The sequence below is a fragment of the Pseudomonas sp. PP3 genome (genome assembly GCF_905336995.1).
Classification (GTDB): Bacteria; Pseudomonadota; Gammaproteobacteria; order Pseudomonadales; family Pseudomonadaceae; genus Aquipseudomonas; species Aquipseudomonas reinekei.
In genome coordinates this window covers 1,677,545-1,703,641 of record NZ_HG995459.1, presented here as the reverse complement: position 1 = coordinate 1,703,641, position 26,097 = coordinate 1,677,545, and the positions used below count along the sequence as shown (strand labels likewise).

Annotated in this window: 29 protein-coding genes; 12 read left to right on the top strand and 17 right to left on the bottom strand. The window is 60.9% G+C overall.

All coding sequences use genetic code 11. The features are described 5' to 3' along the window. Positions 1-105: 105 nt before the first annotated feature. Positions 106-546 (bottom strand): heme-binding protein, encoded by a 441-nt coding sequence (locus tag KHO07_RS07925; RefSeq protein WP_212626870.1) that lies wholly within the window; start codon positions 544-546, stop codon positions 106-108. Between the two features lie 268 nt (positions 547-814). Here KHO07_RS07925 and gcl point away from each other — a divergent pair, with 268 nt between their 5' ends. From gcl to KHO07_RS07880, 9 genes are all read left to right on the top strand, one after another. After that, positions 815-2,590, top strand: a complete 1,776-nt coding sequence (gcl, locus tag KHO07_RS07920; protein ID WP_150734850.1) for a glyoxylate carboligase — start codon at positions 815-817, stop codon at positions 2,588-2,590. Positions 2,591-2,765: 175 nt separating this feature from the next. Next, positions 2,766-3,548 (top strand): hydroxypyruvate isomerase, encoded by a 783-nt coding sequence (hyi, locus tag KHO07_RS07915; protein ID WP_150734851.1) that lies wholly within the window; start codon positions 2,766-2,768, stop codon positions 3,546-3,548. 199 nt (positions 3,549-3,747) lie between these two features. After that, a complete protein-coding gene (locus KHO07_RS07910) occupies positions 3,748-4,635 on the top strand; it encodes a 2-hydroxy-3-oxopropionate reductase (protein ID WP_150734852.1) in 888 nt (295 codons plus the stop codon). A gap of 178 nt (positions 4,636-4,813) precedes the next feature. Continuing rightward, positions 4,814-6,088, top strand: a complete 1,275-nt coding sequence (locus tag KHO07_RS07905) for a glycerate kinase (RefSeq protein WP_150734853.1) — start codon at positions 4,814-4,816, stop codon at positions 6,086-6,088. Continuing rightward, positions 6,085-7,500 carry a pyruvate kinase gene (gene pyk, locus KHO07_RS07900; protein ID WP_212626869.1) on the top strand — a complete coding sequence of 472 codons (1,416 nt, stop codon included), beginning with the start codon at positions 6,085-6,087 and terminating at the stop codon, positions 7,498-7,500. Before KHO07_RS07905 ends, pyk begins: the two co-directional genes overlap by 4 nt. A gap of 188 nt (positions 7,501-7,688) precedes the next feature. Continuing rightward, positions 7,689-8,603: an urea transporter gene (locus KHO07_RS07895; RefSeq protein WP_212626868.1), complete on the top strand. Its 915-nt coding sequence runs from the start codon at positions 7,689-7,691 to the stop codon at positions 8,601-8,603. A 21-nt stretch (positions 8,604-8,624) separates the two neighbouring features. Beyond that, positions 8,625-9,449, top strand: a complete 825-nt coding sequence (locus tag KHO07_RS07890; RefSeq protein ID WP_212626867.1) for an ion transporter — start codon at positions 8,625-8,627, stop codon at positions 9,447-9,449. A gap of 93 nt (positions 9,450-9,542) precedes the next feature. Then, the gene (locus KHO07_RS07885) at positions 9,543-10,538 is read left to right on the top strand and encodes a sulfate ABC transporter substrate-binding protein (RefSeq protein ID WP_150734856.1); all 996 of its coding nucleotides are present in this window, start codon (positions 9,543-9,545) and stop codon (positions 10,536-10,538) included. A 322-nt stretch (positions 10,539-10,860) separates the two neighbouring features. Then, positions 10,861-12,066: an MFS transporter gene (locus KHO07_RS07880; protein ID WP_212626866.1), complete on the top strand. Its 1,206-nt coding sequence runs from the start codon at positions 10,861-10,863 to the stop codon at positions 12,064-12,066. A gap of 91 nt (positions 12,067-12,157) precedes the next feature. On the opposite strand, the gene KHO07_RS07875 is transcribed toward KHO07_RS07880, so the two are convergent. Together KHO07_RS07875 and KHO07_RS07870 are read right to left on the bottom strand one after the other, a co-directional pair. Beyond that, positions 12,158-12,562 carry a type II toxin-antitoxin system HicB family antitoxin gene (locus tag KHO07_RS07875; protein WP_075948492.1) on the bottom strand — a complete coding sequence of 135 codons (405 nt, stop codon included), beginning with the start codon at positions 12,560-12,562 and terminating at the stop codon, positions 12,158-12,160. Further along, a complete protein-coding gene (locus KHO07_RS07870; RefSeq protein ID WP_212626865.1) occupies positions 12,562-12,774 on the bottom strand; it encodes a type II toxin-antitoxin system HicA family toxin in 213 nt (70 codons plus the stop codon). The genes KHO07_RS07875 and KHO07_RS07870 overlap by 1 nt, the downstream gene beginning before the upstream one ends. A 180-nt stretch (positions 12,775-12,954) precedes the next feature. Here KHO07_RS07870 and KHO07_RS07865 point away from each other — a divergent pair, with 180 nt between their 5' ends. From KHO07_RS07865 to KHO07_RS07855, 3 genes are all read left to right on the top strand, one after another. Beyond that, positions 12,955-13,842, top strand: a complete 888-nt coding sequence (locus tag KHO07_RS07865) for a LysR family transcriptional regulator (RefSeq protein ID WP_212627596.1) — start codon at positions 12,955-12,957, stop codon at positions 13,840-13,842. A gap of 83 nt (positions 13,843-13,925) precedes the next feature. After that, positions 13,926-14,393 carry a helix-turn-helix domain-containing protein gene (locus tag KHO07_RS07860; RefSeq protein ID WP_150734860.1) on the top strand — a complete coding sequence of 156 codons (468 nt, stop codon included), beginning with the start codon at positions 13,926-13,928 and terminating at the stop codon, positions 14,391-14,393. Beyond that, positions 14,390-14,965, top strand: coding sequence for a PIN domain-containing protein (locus KHO07_RS07855; RefSeq protein ID WP_212626864.1), 576 nt, complete (start codon positions 14,390-14,392; stop codon positions 14,963-14,965). The genes KHO07_RS07860 and KHO07_RS07855 overlap by 4 nt, the downstream gene beginning before the upstream one ends. Positions 14,966-14,983: 18 nt before the next feature. Here KHO07_RS07855 and phnP read toward each other — a convergent pair whose 3' ends face one another. The 14 genes from phnP to KHO07_RS07785 form a co-directional block, all read right to left on the bottom strand. Beyond that, entirely contained in the window at positions 14,984-15,733 is a 750-nt protein-coding gene (gene phnP, locus KHO07_RS07850) for a phosphonate metabolism protein PhnP (protein WP_212626863.1), read from the bottom strand. Continuing rightward, the gene (phnN, locus tag KHO07_RS07845) at positions 15,724-16,293 is read right to left on the bottom strand and encodes a phosphonate metabolism protein/1,5-bisphosphokinase (PRPP-forming) PhnN (protein ID WP_212626862.1); all 570 of its coding nucleotides are present in this window, start codon (positions 16,291-16,293) and stop codon (positions 15,724-15,726) included. Before phnN ends, phnP begins: the two co-directional genes overlap by 10 nt. Beyond that, positions 16,293-17,438, bottom strand: coding sequence for an alpha-D-ribose 1-methylphosphonate 5-triphosphate diphosphatase (locus tag KHO07_RS07840; RefSeq protein WP_212626861.1), 1,146 nt, complete (start codon positions 17,436-17,438; stop codon positions 16,293-16,295). The genes phnN and KHO07_RS07840 overlap by 1 nt, the downstream gene beginning before the upstream one ends. After that, on the bottom strand, positions 17,428-18,147 hold the full coding sequence (gene phnL, locus KHO07_RS07835; protein ID WP_212626860.1) for a phosphonate C-P lyase system protein PhnL: 720 nt from the start codon (positions 18,145-18,147) through the stop codon (positions 17,428-17,430). Before phnL ends, KHO07_RS07840 begins: the two co-directional genes overlap by 11 nt. Positions 18,148-18,175: 28 nt before the next feature. Beyond that, positions 18,176-18,982 carry a phosphonate C-P lyase system protein PhnK gene (phnK, locus tag KHO07_RS07830; protein WP_212626859.1) on the bottom strand — a complete coding sequence of 269 codons (807 nt, stop codon included), beginning with the start codon at positions 18,980-18,982 and terminating at the stop codon, positions 18,176-18,178. Continuing rightward, entirely contained in the window at positions 18,979-19,848 is an 870-nt protein-coding gene (locus KHO07_RS07825) for an alpha-D-ribose 1-methylphosphonate 5-phosphate C-P-lyase PhnJ (protein WP_212626858.1), read from the bottom strand. Before KHO07_RS07825 ends, phnK begins: the two co-directional genes overlap by 4 nt. After that, positions 19,841-20,917 (bottom strand): carbon-phosphorus lyase complex subunit PhnI, encoded by a 1,077-nt coding sequence (locus tag KHO07_RS07820; RefSeq protein WP_212626857.1) that lies wholly within the window; start codon positions 20,915-20,917, stop codon positions 19,841-19,843. The genes KHO07_RS07825 and KHO07_RS07820 overlap by 8 nt, the downstream gene beginning before the upstream one ends. Beyond that, entirely contained in the window at positions 20,917-21,507 is a 591-nt protein-coding gene (gene phnH / locus KHO07_RS07815) for a phosphonate C-P lyase system protein PhnH (RefSeq protein ID WP_212626856.1), read from the bottom strand. Before phnH ends, KHO07_RS07820 begins: the two co-directional genes overlap by 1 nt. Then, positions 21,507-21,956, bottom strand: coding sequence for a phosphonate C-P lyase system protein PhnG (gene phnG, locus KHO07_RS07810; protein WP_212626855.1), 450 nt, complete (start codon positions 21,954-21,956; stop codon positions 21,507-21,509). The genes phnH and phnG overlap by 1 nt, the downstream gene beginning before the upstream one ends. An 11-nt stretch (positions 21,957-21,967) precedes the next feature. Further along, a complete protein-coding gene (gene phnF / locus KHO07_RS07805) occupies positions 21,968-22,672 on the bottom strand; it encodes a phosphonate metabolism transcriptional regulator PhnF (protein ID WP_212626854.1) in 705 nt (234 codons plus the stop codon). A 36-nt stretch (positions 22,673-22,708) separates the two neighbouring features. Beyond that, a complete protein-coding gene (phnE, locus tag KHO07_RS07800) occupies positions 22,709-23,491 on the bottom strand; it encodes a phosphonate ABC transporter, permease protein PhnE (RefSeq protein WP_212626853.1) in 783 nt (260 codons plus the stop codon). A 102-nt stretch (positions 23,492-23,593) separates the two neighbouring features. Continuing rightward, the gene (gene phnD / locus KHO07_RS07795; protein ID WP_212626852.1) at positions 23,594-24,604 is read right to left on the bottom strand and encodes a phosphonate ABC transporter substrate-binding protein; all 1,011 of its coding nucleotides are present in this window, start codon (positions 24,602-24,604) and stop codon (positions 23,594-23,596) included. Positions 24,605-24,647: 43 nt separating this feature from the next. After that, on the bottom strand, positions 24,648-25,481 hold the full coding sequence (gene phnC, locus KHO07_RS07790; RefSeq protein ID WP_212626851.1) for a phosphonate ABC transporter ATP-binding protein: 834 nt from the start codon (positions 25,479-25,481) through the stop codon (positions 24,648-24,650). Between the two features lie 196 nt (positions 25,482-25,677). Further along, positions 25,678-26,088 (bottom strand): hypothetical protein, encoded by a 411-nt coding sequence (locus KHO07_RS07785; RefSeq protein ID WP_075948508.1) that lies wholly within the window; start codon positions 26,086-26,088, stop codon positions 25,678-25,680. Positions 26,089-26,097: the final 9 nt, after the last annotated feature.

Sequence of the window (26,097 nt, the reverse complement as noted above, 5' to 3'; positions counted from 1 at the left end):
GCAAGCCAGCTCCCACAGGTCTGATGGTGTCCGCAAAATATATGAACACCCCAGTCCTTGTGGGAGCTGGCTTGCCAGCGATGACGTTAGTTCAGTCGCCGAAGATCAAGCCACAACCCCAGCATCCGCCACCAACCCCAACACTTCGATCGCGGTGATGGCGCACTGTTCATCCACATCCGACAGATCCCCGCTGATTCCCACCGCCCCCAGCACATTCCCCGCGTGATCGCGGATCAACACGCCACCCGGCGCCGGCACCACGCTGCCCTGGCCCAGGCTATTCAACGCGGCGATGAAGGCCGGGCGTTGTTGAGCATCCAGTGCCAACAGGCGCGAACCCTTGCCCAGGGCGATGGCGCCCCAGGCTTTGCCGATGGCGACCTGCGGACGCAGCAGGCTGGCGCCGTCTTCGCGTTGCAGGCTGATCAGATGCCCGCCGGCATCCAGCACGGCGATGGTCAAGGGCGCTGCGGAGATTGCACGCCCTGCGGTGATGGCCTCGTTGACCAGATTGACTGCGACTTTCAAGGTTAAAGCGCTCATGGTGCCGTCCTCATTTTGTTTTTCGGAAAGTCGTGGAGCTGCGCGTTTGTGCCGCAGCTCGATGCAACAAATAGAACACAATGAATTATTTTTTTGTATACAATAATTCTCGAAAAGCGCCACATGCGACGAAAAGCCACAGTAGATTGGGCTTCCGACGAATGAAACGGTCGCTTGAGAAAATGGATTGACCTGCGCCGTCCGCCGTGAATACACTCTGCACAAAGCCACTTGTATACAATTACAAAACGTAAAGAGGCACAAAACCATGAGCAAAATGAGAGCAATCGAAGCCGCCGTTCTGGTGATGCGCCGTGAAGGGGTTGATACCGCTTTTGGCATCCCGGGTGCAGCCATCAATCCGCTGTACAACGCCCTGCAAAAAGTCGGCGGCATCGATCATGTACTCGCTCGCCACGTTGAAGGCGCCTCGCACATGGCCGAGGGCTACACCCGCACCAAGGCCGGCAACATCGGCGTGTGCATCGGGACTTCCGGCCCTGCCGGCACCGACATGGTCACCGGGCTCTACAGCGCCTCGGCCGACTCGATTCCAATCCTCTGCATTACCGGCCAGGCCCCCCGCGCCCGTATGCACAAGGAAGACTTCCAGGCTGTCGACATCACCAGCATCGTCAAGCCAGTCACCAAGTGGGCAACCACCGTTCTCGAACCGGGCCAGGTGCCTTACGCATTCCAGAAAGCCTTCTATGAAATGCGCTCCGGCCGCCCAGGCCCGGTGCTGATCGACCTGCCGTTCGACGTGCAGATGGCTGAAATCGAATTCGACATCGACGCTTACCAGCCACTGCCGCTGGCCAAGCCGACCGCCAGCCGCGTTCAAGTCGAGAAGGCTCTGGCCTTGCTGGATCAGGCTGAACGCCCACTGCTGGTGGCCGGTGGCGGCATCATCAATGCCGACGCCAGCGACCTGCTGGTTGAGTTCGCCGAGCTGACCGGTATCCCGGTTATCCCGACCCTGATGGGCTGGGGCACCATCCCTGACGATCACCCGCTGATGGTGGGTATGGTCGGCCTGCAAACTTCGCATCGTTATGGCAACGCCACGATGCTGAAATCCGACGTGGTGCTGGGCATCGGTAACCGTTGGGCCAACCGTCACACCGGTTCGGTCGATGTGTACACCGAAGGCCGCAAGTTCATTCACGTCGACATCGAAGGCACGCAGATCGGCCGCGTGTTCACACCGGACCTGGGCATCGTGTCCGACGCCGCTGCCGCGCTGACCGTGTTCATCGAAGTCGCTCGCGAATGGCAAGCCGCCGGCAAGCTGAAAAACCGCAGCGCCTGGCTGCAAGACTGCCAGCAGCGCAAAGCCAGCCTGCAGCGCAAGACTCACTTCGACAACGTGCCGGTCAAGCCGCAGCGCGTTTACGAAGAGATGAACCAGGTGTTCGGCAAAGACACCTGCTACGTCAGCACCATCGGTCTGTCGCAGATTGCCGGCGCGCAGTTCCTGCACGTCTACAAGCCGCGTCACTGGATCAACTGCGGTCAGGCCGGCCCGTTGGGCTGGACCATTCCGGCAGCGCTGGGCGTGGTCAAGGCTGATCCGAACCGTAAAGTGGTAGCCCTGTCGGGGGACTATGACTTCCAGTTCATGATCGAAGAGTTGGCGGTGGGCGCGCAGTTCAAGCTGCCGTACATTCATGTTGTGGTAAACAACTCGTACCTGGGTCTGATCCGTCAGGCACAGCGCGGTTTCGACATGGACTACTGCGTGCAGCTGTCCTTCGATAACCTCAACGCGCCGGAACTCAACGGCTACGGTGTCGACCACGTCGCAGTTGCCGAAGGCCTCGGTTGCAAGGCACTGCGTGTGTTCGAACCGGCTCAGATCCAGCCTGCCCTGCGCAAGGCCCAGGAGCTGATCGAAGAGTTCAAGGTACCCGTCATCGTTGAGATTATTCTGGAACGCGTGACCAACATTTCCATGGGTACCGAGATCAACGCCGTCAACGAATTCGAAGACCTGGCGCTGGTCGGCAACGACGCACCGACCGCGATTTCGTTGCTGGATTAATTGCTTGATCGCTCCCCCTATGGGAGCGAGCCTGTGTGGCGAGGGAGCTTGCTCCCGCGGGGACGCGAAGCGGCCCCTAAAGCTTTGCGACTGCTTCGCACCCGAGCGGGAGCAAGCTCCCTCGCCACACAGGCTCGCTCCCACGGGGGAACACATACACATTCAGGAGACCACCATGCCGCGTTTCGCAGCCAACCTGTCCATGCTGTTCACCGAACAGGACTTTCTTGCCCGTTTCGAAGCGGCCGCCAAGGCCGGTTTCAGTGGTGTCGAATACCTGTTCCCGTACGACTTCAGCTCCGCCGAAATCAAGGCCAAGCTCGACGCCAACGGTCTGACCCAAGTGCTGTTCAACCTGCCGGCCGGTGACTGGGCCAAGGGTGAACGCGGTATCGCGTGCCTGCCGGACCGCGTTGAAGAATTCCGCGCCGGTGTCGATCTGGCCATCGCTTACGCGCAAGTGCTGGGCAACACCCAGGTCAACTGCCTGGCCGGTATTCGCCCGCAGGGTTTTGACGATGCCACCGTCGAGAAAACCTTCGTCGCCAACCTCAAGTACGCGGCCGACAAGCTGCAAGCGGTGGGTATCAAACTGGTGATGGAAGCGATCAACACCCGCGACATTCCAGGCTTCTACCTGAACAACACGGCGCAAGCCCTGTCGATTCGCGAGCAGGTCGGCAGCGCCAACCTGTTCCTGCAATACGACATCTATCACATGCAAATCATGGAAGGCGACCTGGCCCGCACCCTGCAATCGCACCTGGGCGAGATCAACCATGTACAGCTCGCGGACAACCCGGGGCGTAACGAACCAGGCACCGGTGAAATCAACTACCGCTTCCTGTTCGAACACCTGGACCGCATCGGTTACCAGGGCTGGGTCGGTTGCGAATACAAGCCGCTGACCACCACTGAAGCGGGTCTGGGCTGGCTGAAAACCCACAACGCAATCTGAGCACACGGCAAAACCCTTGTGGCGAGGGAGCTTGCTCCCGCTCGGCTGCGAAGCAGTCGTAAACCCTGCAAACCGATTTTGCCTGACACACCACAGTGGCCGGTTTGGGGGTGCTTCGCCCCCCAGCGGGAGCAAGCTCCCTCGCCACAGTAGGTGCCAGGCACATTATTTGGCTACACAAAAACAAGAGGATTTTCTCATGGCTAAAATCGGATTTATCGGCACCGGCATCATGGGCCACCCAATGGCGGCGAACCTGCAGAAAGCCGGTCACAGCCTGTTCCTGTCGGCGCACCACGACGCCGCGCCTGCTGACCTGGTCGCCGCTGGCGCCGTTGCCCTGGCGAACCCGAAAGAAGTCGCCCAGGAAGCCGAATTCATCATCGTCATGGTGCCGGATACCCCACAGGTCGATGACGTGCTGTTCCGCGCCGACGGCATTGCCGCCGGCATCGGCAAAGGCAAAGTGGTGATCGACATGAGCTCGATCTCGCCGACCGCCACCAAGGCCTTCGCCGCCAAGATCAACGAAAAAGGCGCGCAATACCTCGACGCGCCAGTGTCCGGCGGTGAAGTCGGCGCCAAGGCGGCGACCTTGAGCATCATGGTCGGTGGCGATGCCGATGCCTTCGAACGCGCCCTGCCGCTGTTCCAGGCCATGGGCAAGAACATCACCCTGGTCGGCGGCAACGGTGACGGTCAAACCGCGAAAGTGGCGAACCAGATCATCGTGGCGCTGAACATCCAGGCGGTGGCCGAAGCGCTGTTGTTCGCCGCGAAAAACGGTGCCGATCCAGCCAAGGTGCGTGAAGCGCTGATGGGCGGTTTCGCTTCGTCGAAGATCCTCGAAGTGCACGGCGAGCGCATGATCAAGGGCACCTTCGATCCAGGCTTCCGCATCAGCCTGCACCAGAAGGACCTGAACCTGGCCCTGCAAGGTGCCAAGGAGCTGAACATCAATCTGCCGAACACCGCCAACGCCCAGCAAGTGTTCAGCACCTGCGCGGCCATCGGTGGCAGCAACTGGGACCACTCGGCGCTGATCAAGGGCCTGGAACACATGGCGAATTTCTCGATTCGCAAGTAGGAGCAAGCTTGCTCGCGACAAAATCGCCTCGGTGTATCTGAAACACCGAGGCGTCTGGATCGCTGGCAAGCCAGCTCCTACAGATGCTCCCCCATTCCCTGTAGGAGCTGGCTTGCCAGCGATCCATGCACCATCGCTTCAACGTCAATCCCAATAACAAGAACTCCGGGAGCCCGCCATGTCGGTCGATCCGCAACAACTGCTGCGCGAGCTGTTTGCCACAGCCATTGACGCGGCCCATCCGCAGCAAGTCCTCGAAGCCCATCTGCCTGCCGACCGCACAGGTCGTGTAATCGTCATCGGCGCCGGCAAAGCCGCCGCGGCCATGGCCCAGGTGGTCGAGCGCTGCTGGCAGGGTGAAGTATCCGGTCTGGTGGTGACCCGTTACGGGCACGGCGCCCCGTGCGAAAAAATCGAAGTGGTCGAAGCCGCGCATCCGGTGCCTGATGCTGCCGGTCAAGCCGTGGCCAAGCGCGTGTTCGAACTGGTCAGCGACCTGACGGAAAACGACCGCGTGATCTTCCTGCTTTCCGGCGGCGGCTCGGCCCTGCTGGCATTGCCGGCCGAAGGCATCACCCTGGCCGACAAGCAGTCGATCAATAAAGCCCTGCTCAAATCCGGCGCGACCATTGGCGAGATGAACTGCGTGCGCAAGCACCTCTCGGCGATCAAGGGCGGCCGTCTGGGCAAAGCCTGCTGGCCTGCCACTGTTTATACCTATGCGATTTCCGATGTGCCTGGCGACCTGGCCACGGTCATCGCCTCCGGCCCCACCGTGGCCGACCCGAGCACGTCCGCCGAAGCACTGGCGATACTCAAGCGCTACAACATCGACGTGCCGGCCTCGGTGCGCACCTGGCTGCAAAGCCCGCAATCGGAAACGGTCAAACCTGGCGATCCGAGCCTGGCCCGCAGTCATTTCCAGTTGATCGCCCGCCCGCAACAGTCGCTGGAGGCGGCGGCGGTGAAATGCCGTCAGGCTGGCTTCAGCCCGCTGATCCTCGGCGATCTGGAAGGTGAATCCCGGGACGTGGCGAAAGTCCACGCGGGCATCGCCCGACAGATCGTCCTGCACGGCCAGCCACTGGCAGCGCCCTGCGTGATTCTTTCCGGCGGGGAAACCACCGTCACCGTGCGCGGCAATGGCCGTGGCGGACGCAATGCCGAATTCCTGCTCAGCCTGACCGACAGTCTCAAGGGCTTGCCCGGCGTTTATGCACTGGCCGGTGACACCGATGGCATCGACGGCTCCGAAGACAACGCCGGGGCGATCATGACTCCGGACAGCTACGCCCGCGCTGCCGCCCTCGGCCTGAGCGCCAGCGACGAACTGGACAACAATAATGGCTATGGCTATTTCGAGGCGCTCGACGCACTGATCGTCACCGAGCCGACCCGCACCAACGTCAACGACTTCCGCGCCATTCTGATCCTCGAGAGCCCAACATCATGACGCCTGATAAAAAAGTCAAAATCCTCGCCACCCTCGGCCCGGCCACCGACGGCATCGACGACATCCGTGAGCTGGTGCAGGCCGGGGTCAACATCTTCCGCCTGAATTTCAGCCACGGCGATCACGCCGACCATGCCCAGCGCTATCAGTGGATTCGTGAAGTCGAGCGCCAGCTCAATTACCCACTGGGTATTCTGATGGACCTGCAAGGCCCGAAACTACGGGTCGGCAAGTTCGCTGAAGGCAAGGTGCAACTGGTACGTGGCCAGGCCTTGCGCCTGGACCTGGATGCCACACCGGGTGACGAGCGCCGGGTCAACCTGCCGCATCCCGAAATCATTGCCGCGCTGGAGCCCGGCATGGACTTGCTGCTGGACGACGGCAAGCTGCGCCTGCGTGTGGTCACCAAGTACGCCGACGCCATCGACACCACCGTGCTCAACGGCGGCGAACTCTCGGACCGCAAGGGTGTGAACGTGCCTCAAGCGGTGCTCGACCTCAGCCCGCTGACCGCCAAGGATCGTCGCGACCTGAGCTTCGGTCTGGAGCTGGGTGTGGATTGGGTGGCGCTGTCATTTGTGCAGCGCCCGGACGACATCCGCGAAGCCCGCACGTTGATCGGCGACAAGGCGTTTTTGATGGCCAAGATCGAGAAGCCATCGGCCGTCGAGCAACTGCGCGAGATCGCCGAGTTGAGTGACGCCATCATGGTCGCTCGTGGTGACCTGGGTGTGGAAGTGCCGGCCGAAAGCGTGCCGCAGATCCAGAAGAACATCATCAGCACTTGCCGCGAACTCGGCAAACCGGTGGTGGTGGCTACGCAGATGCTGGAGTCCATGCGCTTCTCACCGGCCCCAACCCGCGCCGAGGTCACCGATGTGGCCAATGCCGTGGCCGAAGGTGCGGACGCGGTGATGCTGTCGGCAGAAACCGCGTCCGGCGAATACCCGCTCGAAGCCGTGCAAATGATGAGCAAGATCATCCGCCAGGTGGAAAACGGCCCGGACTATCAGGCGCAACTGGACGTCAGCCGGCCGAAAGCCGAGGCCACCGTTTCCGATGCCATCAGCTGTGCGATTCGTCGTATCAGCAACGTGCTGCCGGTGGCGGTATTGGTGAACTACAGCGAGTCGGGCACCTCGAGTTTGCGCGCCGCACGCGAACGCCCGACGGTGCCGATCCTCAACCTGACGCCGAACCTGCAAACCGCACGCCGCCTGACCGTGGCGTGGGGTGTGCACTCGGTGGTCAACGATCGCCTGCGTCAGGTTGATGAAGTGTGCTCGACGGCGCTGGAGATCGCTCAGGCCCAGGGCATGGCGCAGCGTGGCGATACGTTGTTGATCACCGCGGGTGTGCCGTTTGGGCAACCGGGGTCGACTAACTCACTGCGTATCGAGACGTTGATTTAAGAAACACCATTTGTGGCGAGGGAGCTTGCTCCCGCTCGGCTGCGCAGCAGTCGTCTTTCGGCATGACGGGTTCCACAGAGAGACCGCATTTACCGATTTTGGGGTCGCTTCGCAACCCAGCGGGAGCAAGCTCCCTCGCCACAGAGTTTGCGCAAGACCTTGGTTTTCCCACTGCCCTAGACTTCATCATGCCTGCCAACCACTTCAACACCCACTGCCCCGACTGGGCCACTGCCCTGCTCAACGGCTTCAGTCAGATATTCCTCCAGCGCCATCCGCTGTTCGGTCTTTTGTGCCTGCTCGCCATCCTGTTTACCGCACCGACGCTGCTCGGCGGTGCACTGCTCGGTGGCGTCGCCGGGTTGCTCACCGCTCAACGTCGCGGTTATGCCAAGGCCGATCGCCAGGCTGGACTCTTCAGCTACAACGGCGTACTGCTTGGCTTGTTGCTGAGCCTGTATTTCCCGTGGTCCGCCATGTTGCCGCTGGTAATCATCGCCTGCGGCGGCCTGAGCGCGATGCTCACTCAACAGTGGCTCAAGCGGACCCGGCTTAGCCAATACCTACCGGCTTACACCGCGCCCTTCGTCGGACTGAGCTGGTTGCTTCTGTGCTTCGCCACGCCGTCGACCCAGGCTCACTTGATCGAAGTCAGCGCGCTGAACATGCTCGCGGCACCACTCAAGGGGCTCGGCCAGGTGATGTTCCTCGGCCATCCACTGGCCGGTGCGTTGATTGCCGCCGGTTTGCTGATCGCTGATCGTCGTGCTTTTTGCTGGGCGTTGCTGGCATCTTTGGCGGGCATGGGCTGGAGCATGCTGCACCACGACTTCTATACCGCACTGCTCGGCCTCGGGGGCTATAACGCCGTGCTCACCGCCCTCGCCTTCAGTTCGCAACGCCAGCAGCCGTGGTTGCCACTGGTTGGCATTGCCTTGGCGCTGCTGTTGACGCCGATGTTTGCCGCTATCGGCCTGCCGACGCTGACCACGCCGTTCATCCTTGCCTGCTGGCTGATCCGTGCGACGACTCAAGTGCTCGGCAAAGCCACGAATGCCTCTGCGCCTTGCGCTCCCGGGGAGAATCAACCTAGGCTGCGCTGATTCCCGGTTCAGGCGTTTTCCATGGACAGCAGCAAAAACTGGCGTGAAGACCTTTACGTCATGATTTTCCAGAGCGACACCAAGGCCGGCAGGCGTTTCGACGGCATTCTGCTGTTGATCATCCTCGCCAGCCTGGTGATCGTGATGCTCGACAGCATCGACAGCATTCACAAAAACTACGCCGATGTGCTCGCCTACATCGAGTGGGGTTTTACTGTCATCTTCCTCGGCGAATACCTCCTGCGCCTGTACTGCTCGCCCAAGCCTTTGCGCTATGCCTTCAGTTTTTATGGACTGGTGGACTTGCTGGCGATCGTGCCCGGGATCCTCGCGCTGTATTACGCCGATGCGCAGTACTTGCTGATCATCCGGATCATTCGGATGCTGCGGATTTTCCGCGTGCTCAAGCTCAGCCCTTATCTCAAGCAAGCCAATTATTTGATGTCGGCGCTGCGGGGCAGCAAGCAGAAGATCGTGGTGTTTCTGGTTAGCGTCTGCACCCTGGTGACAGTGTTCGGCACGCTGATGTATGTGATCGAAGGCCCGGAGCACGGCTTCACCAGCATTCCCAAAGGCATCTATTGGGCTATCGTGACCCTGACCACCGTGGGCTTCGGCGACATCGTGCCGAAGACGCCGCTGGGCCAGGTGATTTCGTCGCTGGTGATGATCACCGGTTACTCGATCATCGCTGTGCCCACCGGGATTTTCACCGCCGAACTGGCCAACGCCATGCGCGGTGAACAGCTGCAACACGACTGCCCGGTGTGCCGGAAAAACAGCCACGAACACGGCGCCGCTTTCTGTTCCCGGTGCGGCAATGCACTGTTCAAAAAACTGGAATAAGCAAAGTGCTTTTTAATCTTTAAAGGCCTATGCAAGCCCGGCTATAGTCGCTGGAAAATTGCCTCATTTTTTAAATAGAACAAGGAATTCGCAGTGAAAAAACTCTTTGGCGCCTCACTTCTGGCCGCTGGGCTGGCCCTGACCAGCGTTGCTCACGCTGCACCGACCCTGCTCAACGTTTCCTACGACGTGATGCGCGATTTCTACAAGGATTACAACACTGCGTTCCAGAAGCATTGGCAAGCCGAGCACAACGAAAACATCACCCTGCAGATGTCCTTCGGCGGCTCCAGCAAACAGGCGCGTTCGGTCATCGACGGCCTGCCGGCTGACGTGATCACCATGAACATGGCCACCGACATCAACGCCCTGGCGGACAACGGCAAGCTGATCCCCGACAACTGGGTCACCCGCCTGCCGAACAACAGCGCGCCGTTCACGTCGGCCACCGTGTTCATCGTCCGCAAAGGCAACCCGAAAGCCCTGAAAGACTGGCCGGATTTGCTCAAGGATGGCGTGCAAGTCATCGTGCCGAACCCGAAAACCTCGGGTAACGGTCGCTACACCTACCTGTCGGCCTGGGGCTATGTGCTGAAAAACGGCGGTGACGAAAACAAGGCTAAAGACTTCGTCGGCAAGCTGTTCAAACAAGCGCCGGTGCTGGACACCGGTGGCCGCGCCGCGACCACTACGTTCATGACCAACCAGATCGGCGACGTGCTGGTGACCTTTGAAAACGAAGCGGAAATGATCGCTCGCGAATTTGGCCGCGACCAGTTCGAAGTCATCTACCCAAGCGTCTCCGCCGAAGCAGAGCCACCGGTATCGGTCGTCGACAAAACCGTCGACAAGAAAGGCACCCGCGCCGCCGCCGAGGAATACCTGAAATACCTGTGGTCGCCGCAAGGCCAGGAAATCGCTGCCGCCAACTACCTGCGCCCGCGTGACCCGGCCGTACTCGCCAAGTACACCGACCGCTTCCCGAAAGTGGACTTCCTGTCGGTGGAGAAAACCTTCGGTGACTGGCGCACCGTGCAGAAAACCCACTTCAATGATGGCGGGATTTTCGACCAGATTTATACGAACTAAGTAAAACGCTTAATTGCCTGCAGGAACCAGCTTGCTGGCGATTCGTACGCCAGGACGACACCGTTGTCGCCCAACGCACCGCAATCGCCAGCAAGCCGGCTCCTACAGATTTAAACGTCTGTTTCGCCGCACGCTATCGAACAAGCTGTAAGTGAATGTATCATCGGCCTCGCTTTTTCTGACATTACACCGATCGGCTGACGCCACGCACGTTCGCCACTCATTCCGCAATGGAATGACTGCTATCACTCCAATCTCTCTTCCGCCGTTACGGCCAGGCCATTAGCCTGCGCGCATTCCATTCTGTACAGCGAGACACGTTATGAACCCAGCGACTCAGGTGCCCCACGGCACCGCGACAATGACCCGAGGCATGGTGCTGCTGTTCGCCTTTTGCTGCGGCGCCATTGTTGCCAACATCTACTATGCGCAACCGATCATCGGCCTGATCGCGCCTGACATCGGCCTGACCAACACCATGGCCAGCCTGATCGTTTCGCTGACCCAGATCGGCTATGCGCTGGGCCTGTTTTTCCTGGTGCCGCTGGGTGATCTGCTGGAGAACCGCCGGCTGATGATCATCACCACCGTGGTGGCGATTGCCAGCCTGCTCGGCGCGGCTTTCACCGACCAGCCGAATGTGTTCTTGCTGATTTCGCTGTTGGTGGGGTTCAGTTCGGTGTCGGTGCAGATATTGATTCCATTGGCTGCGCACCTGGCGCCGGAGGAATCCCGTGGCCGGGTCGTCGGCGGGATCATGGGCGGATTGTTGCTGGGGATTTTGCTGGCGCGTCCGGTGTCCAGTGTCGTCGCCGACCATTTCGGCTGGCGCGCAATGTTTGTGATCGCTGCCGTGTTGATGGCAGCCATCAGCATCGTCCTGGCGGTGACCATCCCCAAGCGTCAGCCTGATCACAGTGCGTCGTATAGCCAATTGCTGGGCTCGTTGTGGACGCTGTTGCGCAAGCAACCGGTGTTGCGCCAACGGGCGTTCTATCAGGGTTGCATGTTCGCTACGTTCAGCCTGTTCTGGACCGCCGTACCGCTGGAACTGGCGCGCAATCACGGCTTGTCGCAAAGCCAGATTGCGATCTTCGCCTTGGTGGGAGCGATCGGCGCCATCGCCGCACCCATCGCCGGTCGCCTGGCCGACGCCGGCCATACCCGTGTCGCCTCGCTGCTGGCGCTGCTGTTCGCCAGCCTGAGCTTTTTGCCCGCCTTCATCCACCCGGTCTACAGCGTGATCGGCCTGGCCGTGACCGGCGTGGTGCTCGACTTCTGCGTGCAGATGAACATGGTCCTCGGCCAACGCGCGGTCTACGCCCTCGACGCCAAAAGCCGCAGCCGCCTTAATGCGCTGTACATGACCAGCATCTTCATCGGCGGCGCATTCGGCTCTTCGGTGGCCAGCCCGGTGTACGAACACGGAGGCTGGTTGTGGATCGTGATTGTCGGCAGCGCATTTCCGCTGTTGGCGTTGCTGCGGTTCCTGAGTGTTTCGCACAAGGCTTCACTGGCGACAGCCTGACTGGAAAAGCTTCGCGAGCAGGCTCGCTCCCACAGGGTTCAAGAAGGACCTGTGGCAGCGAGCCTGCTCGCGATTGCGCTGACAGTAACATTTACTGCCGAACCAGCTTCTCCATGGCCGCATCCGCCAGAAAGGACGAGCGGCTTTTGACGTTGTGTTCACGCACATATCGATCGATGCGCTGGATCACATAGCCGGGCAGCGTGACATTAACCTTCTCGGTCTTGCCCATGTACGGCGAGATGTCCAATTCCAGCATCCCCCAGCCCATGTCGGCAAATTCCGGATTACCACGATGCACCGCCGCTGAAGTCGGCATCGGAATCGTATCGCCGTCCGCCGCGATCTCCTGGAGCATGATGTGAGCGATCTCGACCGCTGCGTTGTAAGCATCTTCAAAGGTATCCCCGGCCGTCACCGCACCAGGAATATCGGGGATCTGGATACCGATGGCAGTGTTCTCGTCGCCCCATTCGATACAGATTGGATATTGCATTATGGATCTCCTGCGTAACTGGCTGTCGGGCAGTACAGCCCGGCTCGCCTCCTGATGCTGTTGACCGTCCCGATGGGTAAATCCTTTTTCGGATGAGGAACGGGAATCGTGTACGGGTTGTAACGGTGAGTGAAGATGTGATGACTGCCAGTGACCCGATCCAGGGTCCAACCCGCCTCTATCAATTCCTTGATCAATACCCTGCTCTGCACCACCCGCCTCCTTGCTTCGGCTCAAACAAAAATAACTCTAGAGTTATCTTTACTCAAGCACAAAAATCCATAGCACGACGTTCGGTTGTATTGCAGCGTGTGATGAAGCGATGCTGAAGGCGATCTGCGGCTTGATCTGAGAACATCTCTTCCACACTGGATTTTTACTTGGGACTGCAAATGGACCGCCTCGGCGCAATGGAAACCTTCGTCTACGTAGTGGAAACCGGTTCGTTTTCCGCGGCGGCGCGACGCCTGAATATCGGCCAGCCGGCCGTGTCGAAAACCATCGCGCAACTCGAATCGCGGCTGGCGGTGCGACTACTGTTGCGCTCAACACGCGGCCTGACGCCCACCGAGGCCGGGCTGGCGTTTTTCGAGCGGGCCAAACGCGCCCTCGAAGAAGCCGACGAGGCCGACAACGCCGCTCGCGGAGCGGCCGGCGGACTTACCGGCAACCTGCGCATCTGCGCTGCCGTGACCTTCGGGCGGATGCATATCGTGCCGCACCTTGGGCCATTTCTTGAGCAGAACCCGGCGCTGAACATCGACCTGATGCTCGATGATCGCAACGTCAATCTGGTGGAAGAAGGCGTCGATATCGCCCTGCGCATGGGCACCCTGAGCGATTCTGGACTCACCGCCCGCAAGATTTCCGAATGCCGGCGCGTGGTATTGGGTACGCCGGCATACTTCGAAAAATACGGTGAACCCACCTGCCCCGCAGACCTGAGCAAGCATCATGCGATCGTCTACACCCTGGGCGGCCATGCCAACTGGCTGTTCAACAAGGCTGGAGAAGAGCAATCAGTGAACATCAACGGCCGGATCCGCATCAGCGCTGCTGAAGGACTGCGTGCCGCCGTGCTGTCCCACCAAGGCCTGACCATGGCCTCGGAATGGATGTTCGCCCCGGAACTCGCCAACGGTGCGGTCCGGGAAGTCATGAGCGAATGGACCCTGCCGAATCAGGACCTGTGGGCCGTGTTCCCCACCGGCAGAATGGCCAGCGCCAAGGCACGGGCGTTTGTGGAGTATGTGCAGGGGTTGTTGGTGAAGGAGGCGTGAGCGCCTGGCGTTTCGTTTATTGCGAATTTCGATTAATTCGCATAGCCTGATGGCATCGATTATTCAGAATATTGGAAACCGCCATGTCGACAGTCATTCATCCACCGATCCATTTGCCTGCAGAACACGAGGTACAAATTGCCAAGGCAGGACAGCACGCGCTCGCAGCTTATCTCTGCACCCAAATCGAAACCCAGCGCATCCAGATTTTCGACGAGCAAAATGAAGCTCACAACGTTGAACTACCGACCTCGGCACTGCGGCTGCTGGTCGATATCCTCGCTGAGTTAGCGGCGGGCAATGCCGTCAAAGTGGTTCCGGTCCACGCAGAACTGACCACACAGGAAGCGGCGGACTTGCTCAACGTCTCACGCCCGCACCTGATCAAACTGCTAGAGTCCGGCGAACTCTCCTACCACAAAACCGGCAAGCACCGACGTGTGCGTTTCGCCGATTTGATGGATTATAAAACCCGGCGCAATGCAGCCAGCGAGCAGGCAATGATGCTACTCGCGGAGCAGGCACAGGCGTTAAGGAAAGGATACGAGTGAGGCACTCCGCTTTTACCGCTGTATATGACGCTTGCGTGCTTTACCCTGCGCCCTTGAGAGACTTTCTTATTTGGCTTGCGCTCTCCGGTCGGTTTCGGGCGAAATGGTCGATGGAGATACACAACGAATGGAAACGCAATCTGCTGAAAAACCGACCGGACCTGACGATAGAGCAACTGAATCGAACATCTGAACTGATGGATGTGGCCGTTCCAGATGCATGTGTCAAAGGTTATGAAGAACTGATTGCAGGACTTACGCTACCCGATGCCGATGACCGACATGTTCTGGCGGCCGCCATCCGCTGCGACGCGAGCGTTATCGTCACGTTCAATCGCAAAGATTTTCCCTGCTCGGCTTTGGGAGTTTATGACATCGAAGCCCAGCACCCCGATGAGTTCGTTAGCAACCTCTTTGACCTGGATCCCGCCGCAGTGGTCTCTGCGGCTCAACGCCAACGAAAACAGCTGAAGATGCCGCCCATGGATATCAGCACTTACCTCGACCTTATGTTTCGACAAGGTTTGGTTCAGTCAGCCAAAGCGCTGAACGATTACCGAACGATGCTTTAAGAAGAGACACCGAGGCCGCTACAACACACATCCATCAAACCCGACACTGACATTCCCCGGCAACGCCCCCCGATGCGCCATCAACCACGCATCGAATGTGTGCCCCACATGGGTCAACACCGCCGATTCCGGCTTGAGCTCTTCAATGCACTGCAAGGCCAGGTTCAGGTCGTTGTGGTTACGCGGTGCCTGGGGTTGTGGTGGCATTGAGCAGTCGAGCACCAGCAGGTCCAGCGCTTGACGTTGCAACCACGCCGTAGTGTCCGGTGGCAGGCCCACGGTGTCTGTCAGGTAGGCGATGCGTCGCCCGTCGCCTTCCAGCAGATAGCCGAAGGTGGGTTTGGAATGCTGTAACGGCAGCGCGGTGACATTGAGTGTGCCGAAGGAGCGGGTTTCGAAGCTGTCGAACGGTTGGCTGAAATCAAGTATGCCAGGGTGTTTGTAGAGGTCGGCCAGGCCTTCCGGATCGGCCGGCCCGTGCACCGGTATCACCAGCCCCTGCCCCCAACGCAAGTGCAGCAGGCCTTGGGCATGATCGGCGTGGTAGTGCGTCTGCAAGATGCCGTTGAAGCTGCGCGGCGCAAAGCGTTCGGTCAAGTCTGGCAGGCCGCTGTCGATCAACCAGCGCTGATCGCCGCACTCGACCAGCGCGCAGCACGGTTGACGTCGCCAGCGCTCGTCGATGCGTGAGCGCGTACAGGCAGCGCACTCACAGCCATAGACCGGGACCTGCCGCGCATCACCGGTACCCAACAACGTCAGGCGCATGCCGACTGCTCGTCGATGCTGGCAAGCAAGCGTTGCACCGTATTCTCCAATGCACCGGAGTTGTCGAGCACCAACAGCGTCGGGTCGTTGTCGGCAAGGACGCGTTTGTTGAAACGGTCATTGCGCGCCAGCCGCGCATCGATTTCCGCCACGGATTCCCGTCCTCGCGCCAGCAAGCGCTCGCATAACACAGCCTGGTCCACGGTCAACAACACCACCAGCATGTGCGGATAGCGCTCGCGGGCATTGGGCAAATGCCCGCGCGAGCCATTGACCAGCACGTCATTGCCAGCGGCCAGCCAATCGTCGATTTCCCGCGGGATGCCATAGGACAGGCCATTGGCATGCCAGCTCAGGGCAAACGCGCCCTGAGCGTCCATCTCGGCGAACTGCTGCGTGCTGACACCCAGCGCCGCCTCGCCGACCGCTTCCGCCGATCGGGTGATGACCCGTCGCACGATGCGGCAGCCACGCTCGGCCAAGCGCCCGCGCGCAGCATCCAGCAGGCTGTCCTTGCCCGAACCGGAAGGCCCGATGAGATAGATCAACCTGCCTGACATCAAAACACCCTCGTCGCTTGTCGCCATACTTGTTGGACCACTGGCAAACCATCCTGACTGCGGGCCTGTACCAGATCGGCGCGCATCCCCGGGGCAATCTCGCCGCGGTCAGTCAAACCAGCCGCCCGGGCCGGGTTCAGACTGACCATGCGCACCGCCTCGGCCAAACCGGTCCGCTCGCTCTGCGCAGCCAGCGTAAATGCCGATTGCAACAGGCTCGCCGGGTAGTAGTCGCTGGACAGAATATCCAGCAAGCCCAAGGCAGCCAGGTCAGCGGCGGCCACGTTACCCGAGTGCGAACCACCGCGCACGATGTTCGGTGCGCCCATCAACACTTTCATGCCGTGCTCGCGACAACCCTTCGCCGCTTCGACCGTCGTCGGAAACTCGGCGATGGTCATGCCGTAGCGCGCCGACTCTTCGACGTGCGCCAGCGTCGCGTCATCATGACTGGCCACCGACAGGCCAAGCGCCAGGCAGTGCTCGACAATCGCCGCGCGATACCGGTCGCTGTAAGTGCGCGAGTTGGTCATCTGCAACGTGATGAACTCATCCATTTGCGTCGTCGTCAGGTGGTATTTGCCCATGTAGTACTCACGGTACTTGGATTCGAGCACGAACTGGCGCTGACCCGGCGAGTGGTCCATCACCGACACCAGTTGCACCAGCGGGTTTTCCACCAGATCGCGGAACACGGTCAGGGTGTCCGGGTGGCACAACTCGCAGCGCAGGTGCAGACGGTGTTCAGCACGGGTCAATTCGGCGCTGGAGGCTTTGGTAATGGCGTCGAGCATCGCCGGCAGTTTCTGCATGCGATTGCCCTTGGGGTTGACGTCGCCAATGGACACCGCGTCGAACACCGTGGTGATGCCCGCCGCGATGATCTGGGCGTCATGGCTGAGCACTGCCGGCACCGACGGCCAATCGACGCCGGGACGCGGGGTCATGTGGCGTTCCAGGTTGTCGGTGTGCAATTCCACCAGACCGGGTAGCAGGTAATCGCCGTTGAGGTCCAACGCCTGGGGCAAACGGCTCGGGCCTTCGTTGACCTCGGCGATCACACCGTCGCGCAGCAACACGGTGCCGTAGAACACCCGGTCAGCGGTGACCAGTTGCGCATTGCTGAGGATCTGTTCAACGGGCATCGGCGTATTCCTCTTGGCTGACTGCAGCAGGGGTCATGTCGAGATGGCGATCGGCAACCGCTTCGCGGGCGATGCGGTCGTGGAAGATGCCGATCAGCGCGGCACCGGCGGCTTTGGCTTCGTTCATCAGTTCCAGCACCACCTGACGATTGTTGTCGTCCAGCGAAGCGGTCGGTTCGTCGAGCAACATCACCGGCCACGCGACCATGAAGCCGCGGGCGATATTGACCCGTTGCTGCTCGCCCCCGGAGAACGTGCCGGGCGCCAGCTGCCAAAGTCGTTGCGGAATGTTCAGACGGCCGAGCAGCCATTCGGCGCGCGATTGCGCGAGCTGTTTCGACCAGCCACGGGCCAGGGCAGGCTCCATCACCACGTCCAGGCACGCCACGCGCGGGATCACCCGCAGGAACTGGCTGACGTAACCGAGGGTGCGTTGGCGCACCTGCAGAATGTCTCGAGACTCGGCGCCCACCAGTTCCAGCCACTGACCGTCATGCTGTACGCGGATGCTGCCGCCGGCCGGTAGATAGTTGCCATACAAGGTGCGCAGCAACGTGCTTTTGCCGGCGCCGGACTGGCCGTGCAGCACCAGGCATTCACCGCCCGCCACACTGAAATCCACCCCGCGCAGCACGTTGAGGACCACGCCGTTCTGCTGATGCAGGGTGAAGGTTTTCGAGAGGTCACGGACCTCGATCAAGGTATTCATCGCTCGATTTCCACAGTTGGACGGGGCTTCACGGCTGCAACACCGAAGACACCAGCAGTTGCGAATAAGGGTGTTGCGGATCGTCGAGGATCTGATCCGTCAGCCCGGTTTCCACCACCCGCGAGCGGCGCATCACCATCAAGCGATCGGCCAGCAAACGCGCCACCGCCAGGTCGTGGGTGACGATCACCACCGCCAGATCGAGCTCCCGCACCAGGCCGCGCAACAGGTCGAGCAAGCGCGCCTGCACCGACACATCGAGGCCGCCGGTCGGCTCGTCCATGAACACCAGACGCGGGCTCGACACCAGGTTGCGGGCAATTTGCAGGCGCTGCTGCATGCCGCCAGAAAAGGTCCGGGGCAAGTCGTCGATGCGCTGCGGATCGATTTCCACCTGACTCAGCCAGTCGAGTCCGGCACCGCGCAATTGCTGGTAATTGCGTACGCCTTGGGCCATCAAGCGCTCGCCGATGTTGGCCCCGGCGGACACGCCCATGCGCAAACCGTCACGCGGGTTCTGTTCGACGAAGCCCCACTCGGTGCGCAGCAAGGTGCGGCGTTCGGCTTCGCTGGCGCTGTAGAGGTCCAGCCATTGGTCTTGTTTGTCGCGGTAGCCAATGCGACCGCGTTGCGGAGGCAGGCGCCCGCTGAGCAGCGAGAGCAACGTGGATTTGCCCGAACCGGACTCGCCGACAATCCCCAGGACTTCACCCGGGTACAAATCAAAACTGACGTCCTGGCAGCCCTTCTCCGGACCGTACAACAGCGACAGGTCGCGCACTTGCAGCAAGGGTTCGGTGGACACGGACAAATCGTTTTTCAGCGCCTGGTTCATTGGCCCTGCTCCTGCTGGCTGACGCGCTGGGCGCAGTAATACGTGTCGGAACAAACGAAGCTCTGGGTGCCGGCATCGTCGAGAATCAGCTCGTCGAGGAATGATTCACGGCTGCCACAAATGGCGCAGCACTCGTCCCACTTCTGCGCTTCGAAGGGGTGATCCTCGAAGTCGAGGCTGGTGACTTTGGTGTACGGCGGCACCGCGTACAGACGCTTCTCGCGACCGGCGCCAAACAGCATCAATGCCGGGCTCATGTCGAGTTTCGGGTTGTCGAATTTGGGGATCGGTGACGGATCCATCACGTAGCGCTCATCGACCATCACCGGGTAGGCATAGGCCGTGGCGATGTGACCGAAGGTGGCGATGTCTTCGTACAATTTGACGTGCATGACCCCGTAATCGTTGAGGGCGTGCATGGTCCGGGTCTCGGTTTCCGACGGTTCGATGAAGCGCAGCGGCTCGGGAATCGGCACTTGATAAACCATGATCTGATCGGCGTGCAGCGGCGTTTCCGGGATGCGATGACGGGTCTGGATCACTGTCGCGTCCGGCGTGCTTTCGGTGGTGGCGACGCCTGCGGTGCGGGCGAAGAAGCGGCGGATCGACACGGCGTTGGTGGTGTCGTCCGCGCCTTGGTCGATGACCTTGAGCACGTCGTCATCGCCAAGAATCGCGGCGGTCAATTGCATGCCGCCGGTGCCCCAGCCGTAAGGCAGCGGCATCTCGCGACCGCCGAACGGCACCTGATAACCGGGGATCGCCACGGCCTTGAGCAAGGCGCGACGGATCATGCGTTTGGTCTGTTCGTCGAGGTAGGCGAAGTTGTACGCCGCGTCGCGAACGGGGGCCTCAAGGTCATTCATGGCTTTGGCCCTCGGCAGGTTTGCGCAGTTTGCGGATCAGTTCCAGTTCAGCCTGGAAGTCCACGTAGTGAGGTAATTTGAGGTGCGAGACGAAACCGGAGGCTTCGACGTTGTCGCAATGCATCAGCACGAATTCTTCCTGCTGCGCCGGCGAGACGATTTCTTCGTTGTACTCATCGGCACGTAGCGCACGGTCGACCAGCGCCATGCCCATGGCCTTGCGCTCGGCATGCCCAAAGGCCAGGCCATAACCGCGAGTGAATTGCGCCAGCTCAGTGGCCGAGCCGACGAACTGGTTGACCATCTCGCACTCGGTGACTTCGATGCTGCCCAGATTGATCGGAAAACCCAGCTCTTCAGGCTCGATCCAGACCTCGACTTCGCCGATACGAATCTCCCCGGCAAACGGGTGATTGCGGCCATAGCCACGCTGGGTCGAGTAACCCAACGCCAACAGGAAACCCTCGTCGCCGCGGGCCAACGCTTGCAAGCGCTGGGCACGGCTGGCAGGGAACTCCAATGGGTCGCGAGTGATGTCCGCGACCGATTCGCCGTTGTCGGACTCGTTCTTGATCAGGCCTTCCCTGGCCAGCAAACCGAGCACTCGAGGGCACGGTTCAAGGCTGGCATTCGCCGTCGTTTGCGGCCCCGGGTACTCACCTTCGGCGAGCAGCGCAAAGTCCAGCAGGCGATGGGTGTAGTCGAAGGTCGGCCCCAGCAGTTGCCCGCCCGGTACGTCCTTGAACGTGGCAGAGAGGCGGCGGCTGAGCTGCATGTCTTGCGTGTCGATCGGCAGGCTCGGGCTGAAGCGCGGCAACGTGGTGCGATAAGCGCGCAACAGGAAAATCGCCTCCACCATGTCCCCCGCCGCTTGTTTGATCGCCAGCGCGGCCAGCTCTTCGTCGTACAGCGAGCCTTCGCTCATCACCCGCGCCACTGCCAGCGGCAGTTGCTGACGAATCTGCTCGACGCTCAGCTCAGTGACCGACGGATCGCCCCGACGTTTTTTCGCCAGCAAACGATGGGCATTGTCGATGGCCTGTTCGCCACCCTTGACGGCTACGTACATCAGGCACGCTCCTCTGCGATGCGGGTGCTGCGCGGCAAACCGATCAGGTCATGGCCGGCAGCGAAAAACAGGTCCAGGCCCCGGGGGAATTCGTTGCGACGTTCACGCTCGGCCCAGAAGCCATCGGCCACCGGCAGCGCCACGCCGTGTTCGGTTTCGATCCCCGGTCCGCGCCACAGCAGCCCTGCCCCGCCGTCGAGCGTTGGCAGCTGAACCAGCAGGGTGCAGGACTGATCGGGGTAACGGTCGTTGCCATGATCGAAGCCGCTCAGGTCGAGCAGATCGTCGGCGCCAAGCAAGGCGAACCGTGCGTCTTCGCGCCTGGCGGTCAGCGGGCAACCACAGTGAAAAGCCAGGTTGGCGCGGATCAACGGGGTGTCGAAGGTCGGCGCCAGCCACAGCGGCGTGTCGACATCCAGCAGCGCCAGGCACAAAGCGTAGGTCGCGGGTTCCAGCCCTTCGAGGCTCGGCGAGGCTTGCAGCGTCCGGATCAAACCGGGGCCGGCCAGGGCTTTCAGTGCCGCGCGAAAACCGCGTTGGGCATCCAGCACCGGGTCGGCGAACGCCGGTTGCAACAGCTGTGCGCTCATCAGTTTTCTCCTCGCACGAGGGTGAAGAATTCGACTTTGGTGGCAGCGGTTTCCGCCTCTTTTTGTGCCCGGCGCTCGGCCTGGATGGCCGCCAGTGGTGTAATCATTTGCGCCAACCAGTGACGCTGTTGCGCGCCCTGCAAATGCGCGTCGGCCAGGGCGGCGAGTTCGGCGTGGACCTTGTCGCGTCCCGCCAGGTAGCTGTAGCCGGTACGGCCATCGGCCAGGCGCACCACGCAACGGGTCACGCTCATTTCGCCAACGTTGAACGGCGCACCGTTGCCGCCCATGCGCCCACGCACCAGGGTCATGCCGATTTCCGGGGCGCGAATCAGTTGGTACTCGATGTCGCGCAGTGCAGCTTCATGGGGCTGCAATTCATCGCGACGGGCGCGGGCCAGCACGCCGATCCAGTGCTGGCGTTCGGTGTGAGGAATAGGGTTTTGCATGGTGCTCTCCATCAGGTCACGACCTGGTACTGGAAGCGATCCGAACGGCTGGTGGACTGGGCAAGCTCCACCGCTCGGCCGTCGCGATCACGGGAAAGGGTGAACACACTCAGCGCCGGCAAATGCCGGGGCATCATCAAAAGCGCGGCTTCTTCGCGGTTGGGCAGGCGGGCGCCGATCAGACTTTGGGTGCGGGTCAGGGGCATGTCCCGATCGCTCAGGTACTGGCGCAGCGAACCACCGGTGTAGTCCGCCAGCAGCGGCGCGTGGCTGGCGCAGTAGCGATGGCGGATCAGGCTGACCGGTTGGCCGTCGAGCTTGCGCAAGGTCTGCAGCTCGATCATCGGCGCCATATCAGCGATGCCCAGCTGCTGCGCCTCTTCACGGCTGGCGAAGCAGTAACGGCGCTTGAGCAGCACGGCCTCGACGCCCAAACCCTGGGCTGAGAGCGACTGGCTGTAGGCACTGTCAGCGGCCATCGGATAAATCAGTGGCCGTTCCAGGACTTGCGTGCCTTTGCCCTGGCGGCGTAACAGGCTGCCTTCGAACACCAGTTCATCGATGGCACGGCGCAGGGTGTGGCGGTTGACGCCGAAGCGTTCGGCCAACTGCACCTCGGCCGGCAGGAAGTCTCCGGCGCGGTAATCACCCAGTTCACGCCGCAGGATGTCGGCGAGTTCGCGGTACACCGGCTCATCTTGTCTAGACAACTGCATGCTTTAAAAAAGCGCCCGCAGGCACCCCTCCCAAAATCAGATGAACTGCTTGCGCAGGCGTTGCGACAGGATGTCGATCAGGCTGACAACGACGATGATCACCAGCAGCACCGCACAGGTCTGAACAAACTGGAAGGCGCGGATGTTCTCCCACAGGATCACGCCGATCCCGCCGGCACCGACCATGCCCACCACCGTCGCCGAGCGCACGTTGGCCTCGAAGCGGTACAACGCGTACGAAACCCACAGCGGCATCACTTGCGGAATCACGCCGTAGATCACCTCTTGCAGCGCGCTGGCACCGGTAGCGCGAACGCCTTCGACCGGACCTGGATCGATGGCTTCGACCGCTTCGGCGAACAACTTGGCGAGTACGCCGGTGGTGCTGATCCACAGCGCGAGCACGCCGGCAAACGGGCCGAGGCCGACCGCCACCACGAACAACATGGCGAACACCATTTCGTTGATCGAGCGGAACGCGTCCATCACCCGGCGCAGCGGTTGGTGAATCCACCAAGGGGTGATGTTTTCCGAGCAGAGGATGCCCAGCGGCACCGAGCAGACAATCGCCAGCACCGTGCCCCACAGGGCGATTTGTACGGTGACGATCATTTCCTTGAGGTACGAGCGCCATTCGTGGAAGTCAGGCGGGAAAAAATCGGCGGCGAACGTCGCCATGTTTCCCGAATCGCGGTACAGCGCCATCGGATTCATTTCAGCGCCGTGCCAGGCCCAGGCCAGCAGGACCAGGAACAGGCCCCAACCGGCGTACTGCGGCCAGGTACGTTTGCCGACGGCTTCAGCGTGGAGAGTGGTCATTGGGGGTCTCTTAAGAAGCGTTCGAGGAGGCAATGCACATAGTTATGGCGAGTACAAAAATCTGTAGGAGCAAGCTTGCTCCTACAGTCACTTCGGCATGAATCAACCGGCGTTGGCGGTCTTCTTTTCGCTCTTCTCGAGCAAGGTGATGCGCTCTTGCAGCTTGGCCAGTTCGGCATCGATGTCGGCCAGTTTCTTGGCCTTGTCCGCCGCTTCAAGCTTGGTGTCGGCACTGAGGGTGGTGCGCTGCTTGAACAGCTCCAGCTGACGGATCGGCAGCAACTGGTCGTCGCTCGATTTCAGGAACTTGCCCAGCTGCATGCCGGCGAGCACGGCCTTCTCGGCGTCGGTGTCGCCGTAGCTGAAGATGAAATCGCGGATCTTCTGCTTCTCGCTGTCGCTCAGCGCCTTGCTCCACACCAGCGGGTCGGCGGGGATCAGCGGCGACTTCCAGATCACTTTCAGCAGCGCGGCCTTATCCGGCTGAGTGACTTCCAGACGATCCCAGCTTTCGGTGTTAAAGGTCGCCACATCCAGTTGCCCTTTGGCCACGCTCAAGGCGTTCACTTCATGACTGGAATTGAGGGTGCGTTTGAACGCCGTGGCGGCATCGATGTTGTTCTTGGCGAACACGTAATAGCCCGGCACCAGATAGCCGGAAGTGGAGTTCGGATCACCGTTGCCGAAGGTCAGGTTCTTGGCGTTCTTCAGCATGTCGTCAACGGAGTTGATCGGGCTGTCCTTGCGCGCGATCAATACGCTCCAGTAACCGGCGGCGCCACTGGCGGCTGCGGTCTGGGCGAAGATTTCGCCGTTGGAGCGGTCCACCGCTTCAATGGCAGCCTTGTTGCCCAACCAGGCAACGTCGACCTTGTTGAAGCGCATGCCCTGGATCAGGCCGGCATAGTCGGAGGCGAACGTGGCGTTGATCTTCAGGCCGGTTTTCTTGTGCATGTCATCCAGAAACGGCTGCCAGATGCTCTTCAGATTCTGCGAGGACTCGGTGGACATGATGCCGAAGTTGATGGCTTTTTCTTCAGCCTGGGCGGTGCCCATCACACAGCTGGCGAGCAGTGCTGCGCCTACAAAAACACGACCGATACGGTTCAACATGGAAGGATTTCCTGAGGGTGAACGGTTGGAAATTGAGGGATGTTTATGCGCGGGCCAGTACCAGCCGGGGCGTGGTTTCGTTGGCGCGGATGTGGTCAGAGCACATCAGGCTGGTGTCGATGTCGGCACCATACAAATCGTTGAGGAACTGACCGCTCAGTTCGCAGGCGCGACCATCGAAATGGATGCGTCCGCCCTTGAGCGCCACGGCACGCGGGCAATAGCGGGTGGCGTAGTCCACTTGATGCAGGGTCACCACCACGGTCTTGCCGTCACGGCGGTTGATGTCGGCAAGGATTTCCATGACCTTGCGCGCTGACTCGGGGTCGAGGGAGGCGATCGGCTCATCCGCCAGAATCACTTCGGCGTGCTGGGTCAGCGCTCGGGCAATGGCCACGCGTTGCTGTTGACCACCGGACAGCGTCGAAGCGCGCTGCGCCGCCAGATCAGCCAGGCCGACCCGATCCAGGGACTCCAGGGCGAACCGTTTTTCTTCGGCATTGAACAGGCCCAAATTGCCACGCCAGCGCGGCATGCGGCCCAGGCAGCCGAGCAGCACGTTGTCGAGCACACTCAATCGGTTGACCAGGTTGAACTGCTGGAAGATGTAGCCGATGTCAGCACGCAAGCGGCGCACCTTGCCGTTCAAACGGCCGGACGCCTGCACTTCGCGGCCCAGTACCTTGACGCTGCCGCCGTTGCTTTTGTCGCAACAGGCCAGGCCCGCGAGATGGCGCAGCAACGTGGACTTGCCGGAGCCGGACGCGCCGATCAGCGCGACCATCTCACCGGCCGCGATGGTCAGTTCGAGGTCGACCAGTGCGGTTTTACGCGCAAAGGTCTTGTTCAGATGATCGACATGGATAGCTGCGTTCATGGGCTTCTCTGTCTGGTTGAACAGCCGTCCATGGCTGCATTTGAGTTCAACCGACTTTAGGCACCGGGCATGTCAGCCCTATGACTCGCACAAGTCGCTGGAATAACTATTTGATGAAGGTTTTGTGAAAGGTTGAGCGGTGGAGCCAATAAGTCAGCACCCACAAAAAAGGCGACCCCGAAGGTCGCCTTTTGCATCACTGCCCGAACTGCCGCCCCAAACCACCCGGCACGCCATGAATATCCGTCTCCTCCCAAGGCCCCTTCGGACTGATCGACCGGCTCCAGCCATTATCCCAACGGTAATAGGTACGCTGGCGGTAGAACGTGTTCGGTTGATCGTCGAGCACATAGACACCCATTTTAGGGTCCCAGTGACTATTGCCCCCCGGCGGCGGCGCAAAACTCGCAGAAGTCCGTGGCAGCGGTTTGGCAGGCTTGGCCGGAGTGGTCGGTTTGCTCGGCGCAGTCGAGGGAGCAGGCTTGGTGCTCGGCTGTGACGGCGGAATCGGTGGCCGCGTCGGCTGCTCCACCGGAGGCCGTTGGACCGCACAAGCGCTCAGCCCTAAAACAACGCTGAGCAAGGTGATACGAGCGATGGCGGTCATGATGGCGTT

Excerpts from the sequence above, each read along its gene's own strand:
- KHO07_RS07925 (WP_212626870.1), bottom strand. The coding sequence starts at position 546 with ATGAGCGCTTTAACCTTGAAAGTCGCAGTCAATCTGGTCAACGAGGCC.
- gcl (WP_150734850.1), top strand. The coding sequence starts at position 815 with ATGAGCAAAATGAGAGCAATCGAAGCCGCCGTTCTGGTGATGCGCCGT.
- hyi (WP_150734851.1), top strand. The coding sequence starts at position 2,766 with ATGCCGCGTTTCGCAGCCAACCTGTCCATGCTGTTCACCGAACAGGAC.
- KHO07_RS07910 (WP_150734852.1), top strand. The coding sequence starts at position 3,748 with ATGGCTAAAATCGGATTTATCGGCACCGGCATCATGGGCCACCCAATG.
- KHO07_RS07905 (WP_150734853.1), top strand. The coding sequence starts at position 4,814 with ATGTCGGTCGATCCGCAACAACTGCTGCGCGAGCTGTTTGCCACAGCC.
- pyk (WP_212626869.1), top strand. The coding sequence starts at position 6,085 with ATGACGCCTGATAAAAAAGTCAAAATCCTCGCCACCCTCGGCCCGGCC.
- KHO07_RS07895 (WP_212626868.1), top strand. The coding sequence starts at position 7,689 with ATGCCTGCCAACCACTTCAACACCCACTGCCCCGACTGGGCCACTGCC.
- KHO07_RS07890 (WP_212626867.1), top strand. The coding sequence starts at position 8,625 with ATGGACAGCAGCAAAAACTGGCGTGAAGACCTTTACGTCATGATTTTC.
- KHO07_RS07880 (WP_212626866.1), top strand. The coding sequence starts at position 10,861 with ATGAACCCAGCGACTCAGGTGCCCCACGGCACCGCGACAATGACCCGA.
- KHO07_RS07875 (WP_075948492.1), bottom strand. The coding sequence starts at position 12,562 with ATGCAATATCCAATCTGTATCGAATGGGGCGACGAGAACACTGCCATC.
- KHO07_RS07865 (WP_212627596.1), top strand. The coding sequence starts at position 12,955 with ATGGACCGCCTCGGCGCAATGGAAACCTTCGTCTACGTAGTGGAAACC.
- KHO07_RS07860 (WP_150734860.1), top strand. The coding sequence starts at position 13,926 with ATGTCGACAGTCATTCATCCACCGATCCATTTGCCTGCAGAACACGAG.
- phnP (WP_212626863.1), bottom strand. The coding sequence starts at position 15,733 with ATGCGCCTGACGTTGTTGGGTACCGGTGATGCGCGGCAGGTCCCGGTC.
- phnN (WP_212626862.1), bottom strand. The coding sequence starts at position 16,293 with ATGTCAGGCAGGTTGATCTATCTCATCGGGCCTTCCGGTTCGGGCAAG.
- KHO07_RS07840 (WP_212626861.1), bottom strand. The coding sequence starts at position 17,438 with ATGCCCGTTGAACAGATCCTCAGCAATGCGCAACTGGTCACCGCTGAC.
- phnL (WP_212626860.1), bottom strand. The coding sequence starts at position 18,147 with ATGAATACCTTGATCGAGGTCCGTGACCTCTCGAAAACCTTCACCCTG.
- phnK (WP_212626859.1), bottom strand. The coding sequence starts at position 18,982 with ATGAACCAGGCGCTGAAAAACGATTTGTCCGTGTCCACCGAACCCTTG.
- KHO07_RS07825 (WP_212626858.1), bottom strand. The coding sequence starts at position 19,848 with ATGAATGACCTTGAGGCCCCCGTTCGCGACGCGGCGTACAACTTCGCC.
- KHO07_RS07820 (WP_212626857.1), bottom strand. The coding sequence starts at position 20,917 with ATGTACGTAGCCGTCAAGGGTGGCGAACAGGCCATCGACAATGCCCAT.
- phnH (WP_212626856.1), bottom strand. The coding sequence starts at position 21,507 with ATGAGCGCACAGCTGTTGCAACCGGCGTTCGCCGACCCGGTGCTGGAT.
- phnG (WP_212626855.1), bottom strand. The coding sequence starts at position 21,956 with ATGCAAAACCCTATTCCTCACACCGAACGCCAGCACTGGATCGGCGTG.
- phnF (WP_212626854.1), bottom strand. The coding sequence starts at position 22,672 with ATGCAGTTGTCTAGACAAGATGAGCCGGTGTACCGCGAACTCGCCGAC.
- phnE (WP_212626853.1), bottom strand. The coding sequence starts at position 23,491 with ATGACCACTCTCCACGCTGAAGCCGTCGGCAAACGTACCTGGCCGCAG.
- phnD (WP_212626852.1), bottom strand. The coding sequence starts at position 24,604 with ATGTTGAACCGTATCGGTCGTGTTTTTGTAGGCGCAGCACTGCTCGCC.
- phnC (WP_212626851.1), bottom strand. The coding sequence starts at position 25,481 with ATGAACGCAGCTATCCATGTCGATCATCTGAACAAGACCTTTGCGCGT.
- KHO07_RS07785 (WP_075948508.1), bottom strand. The coding sequence starts at position 26,088 with ATGACCGCCATCGCTCGTATCACCTTGCTCAGCGTTGTTTTAGGGCTG.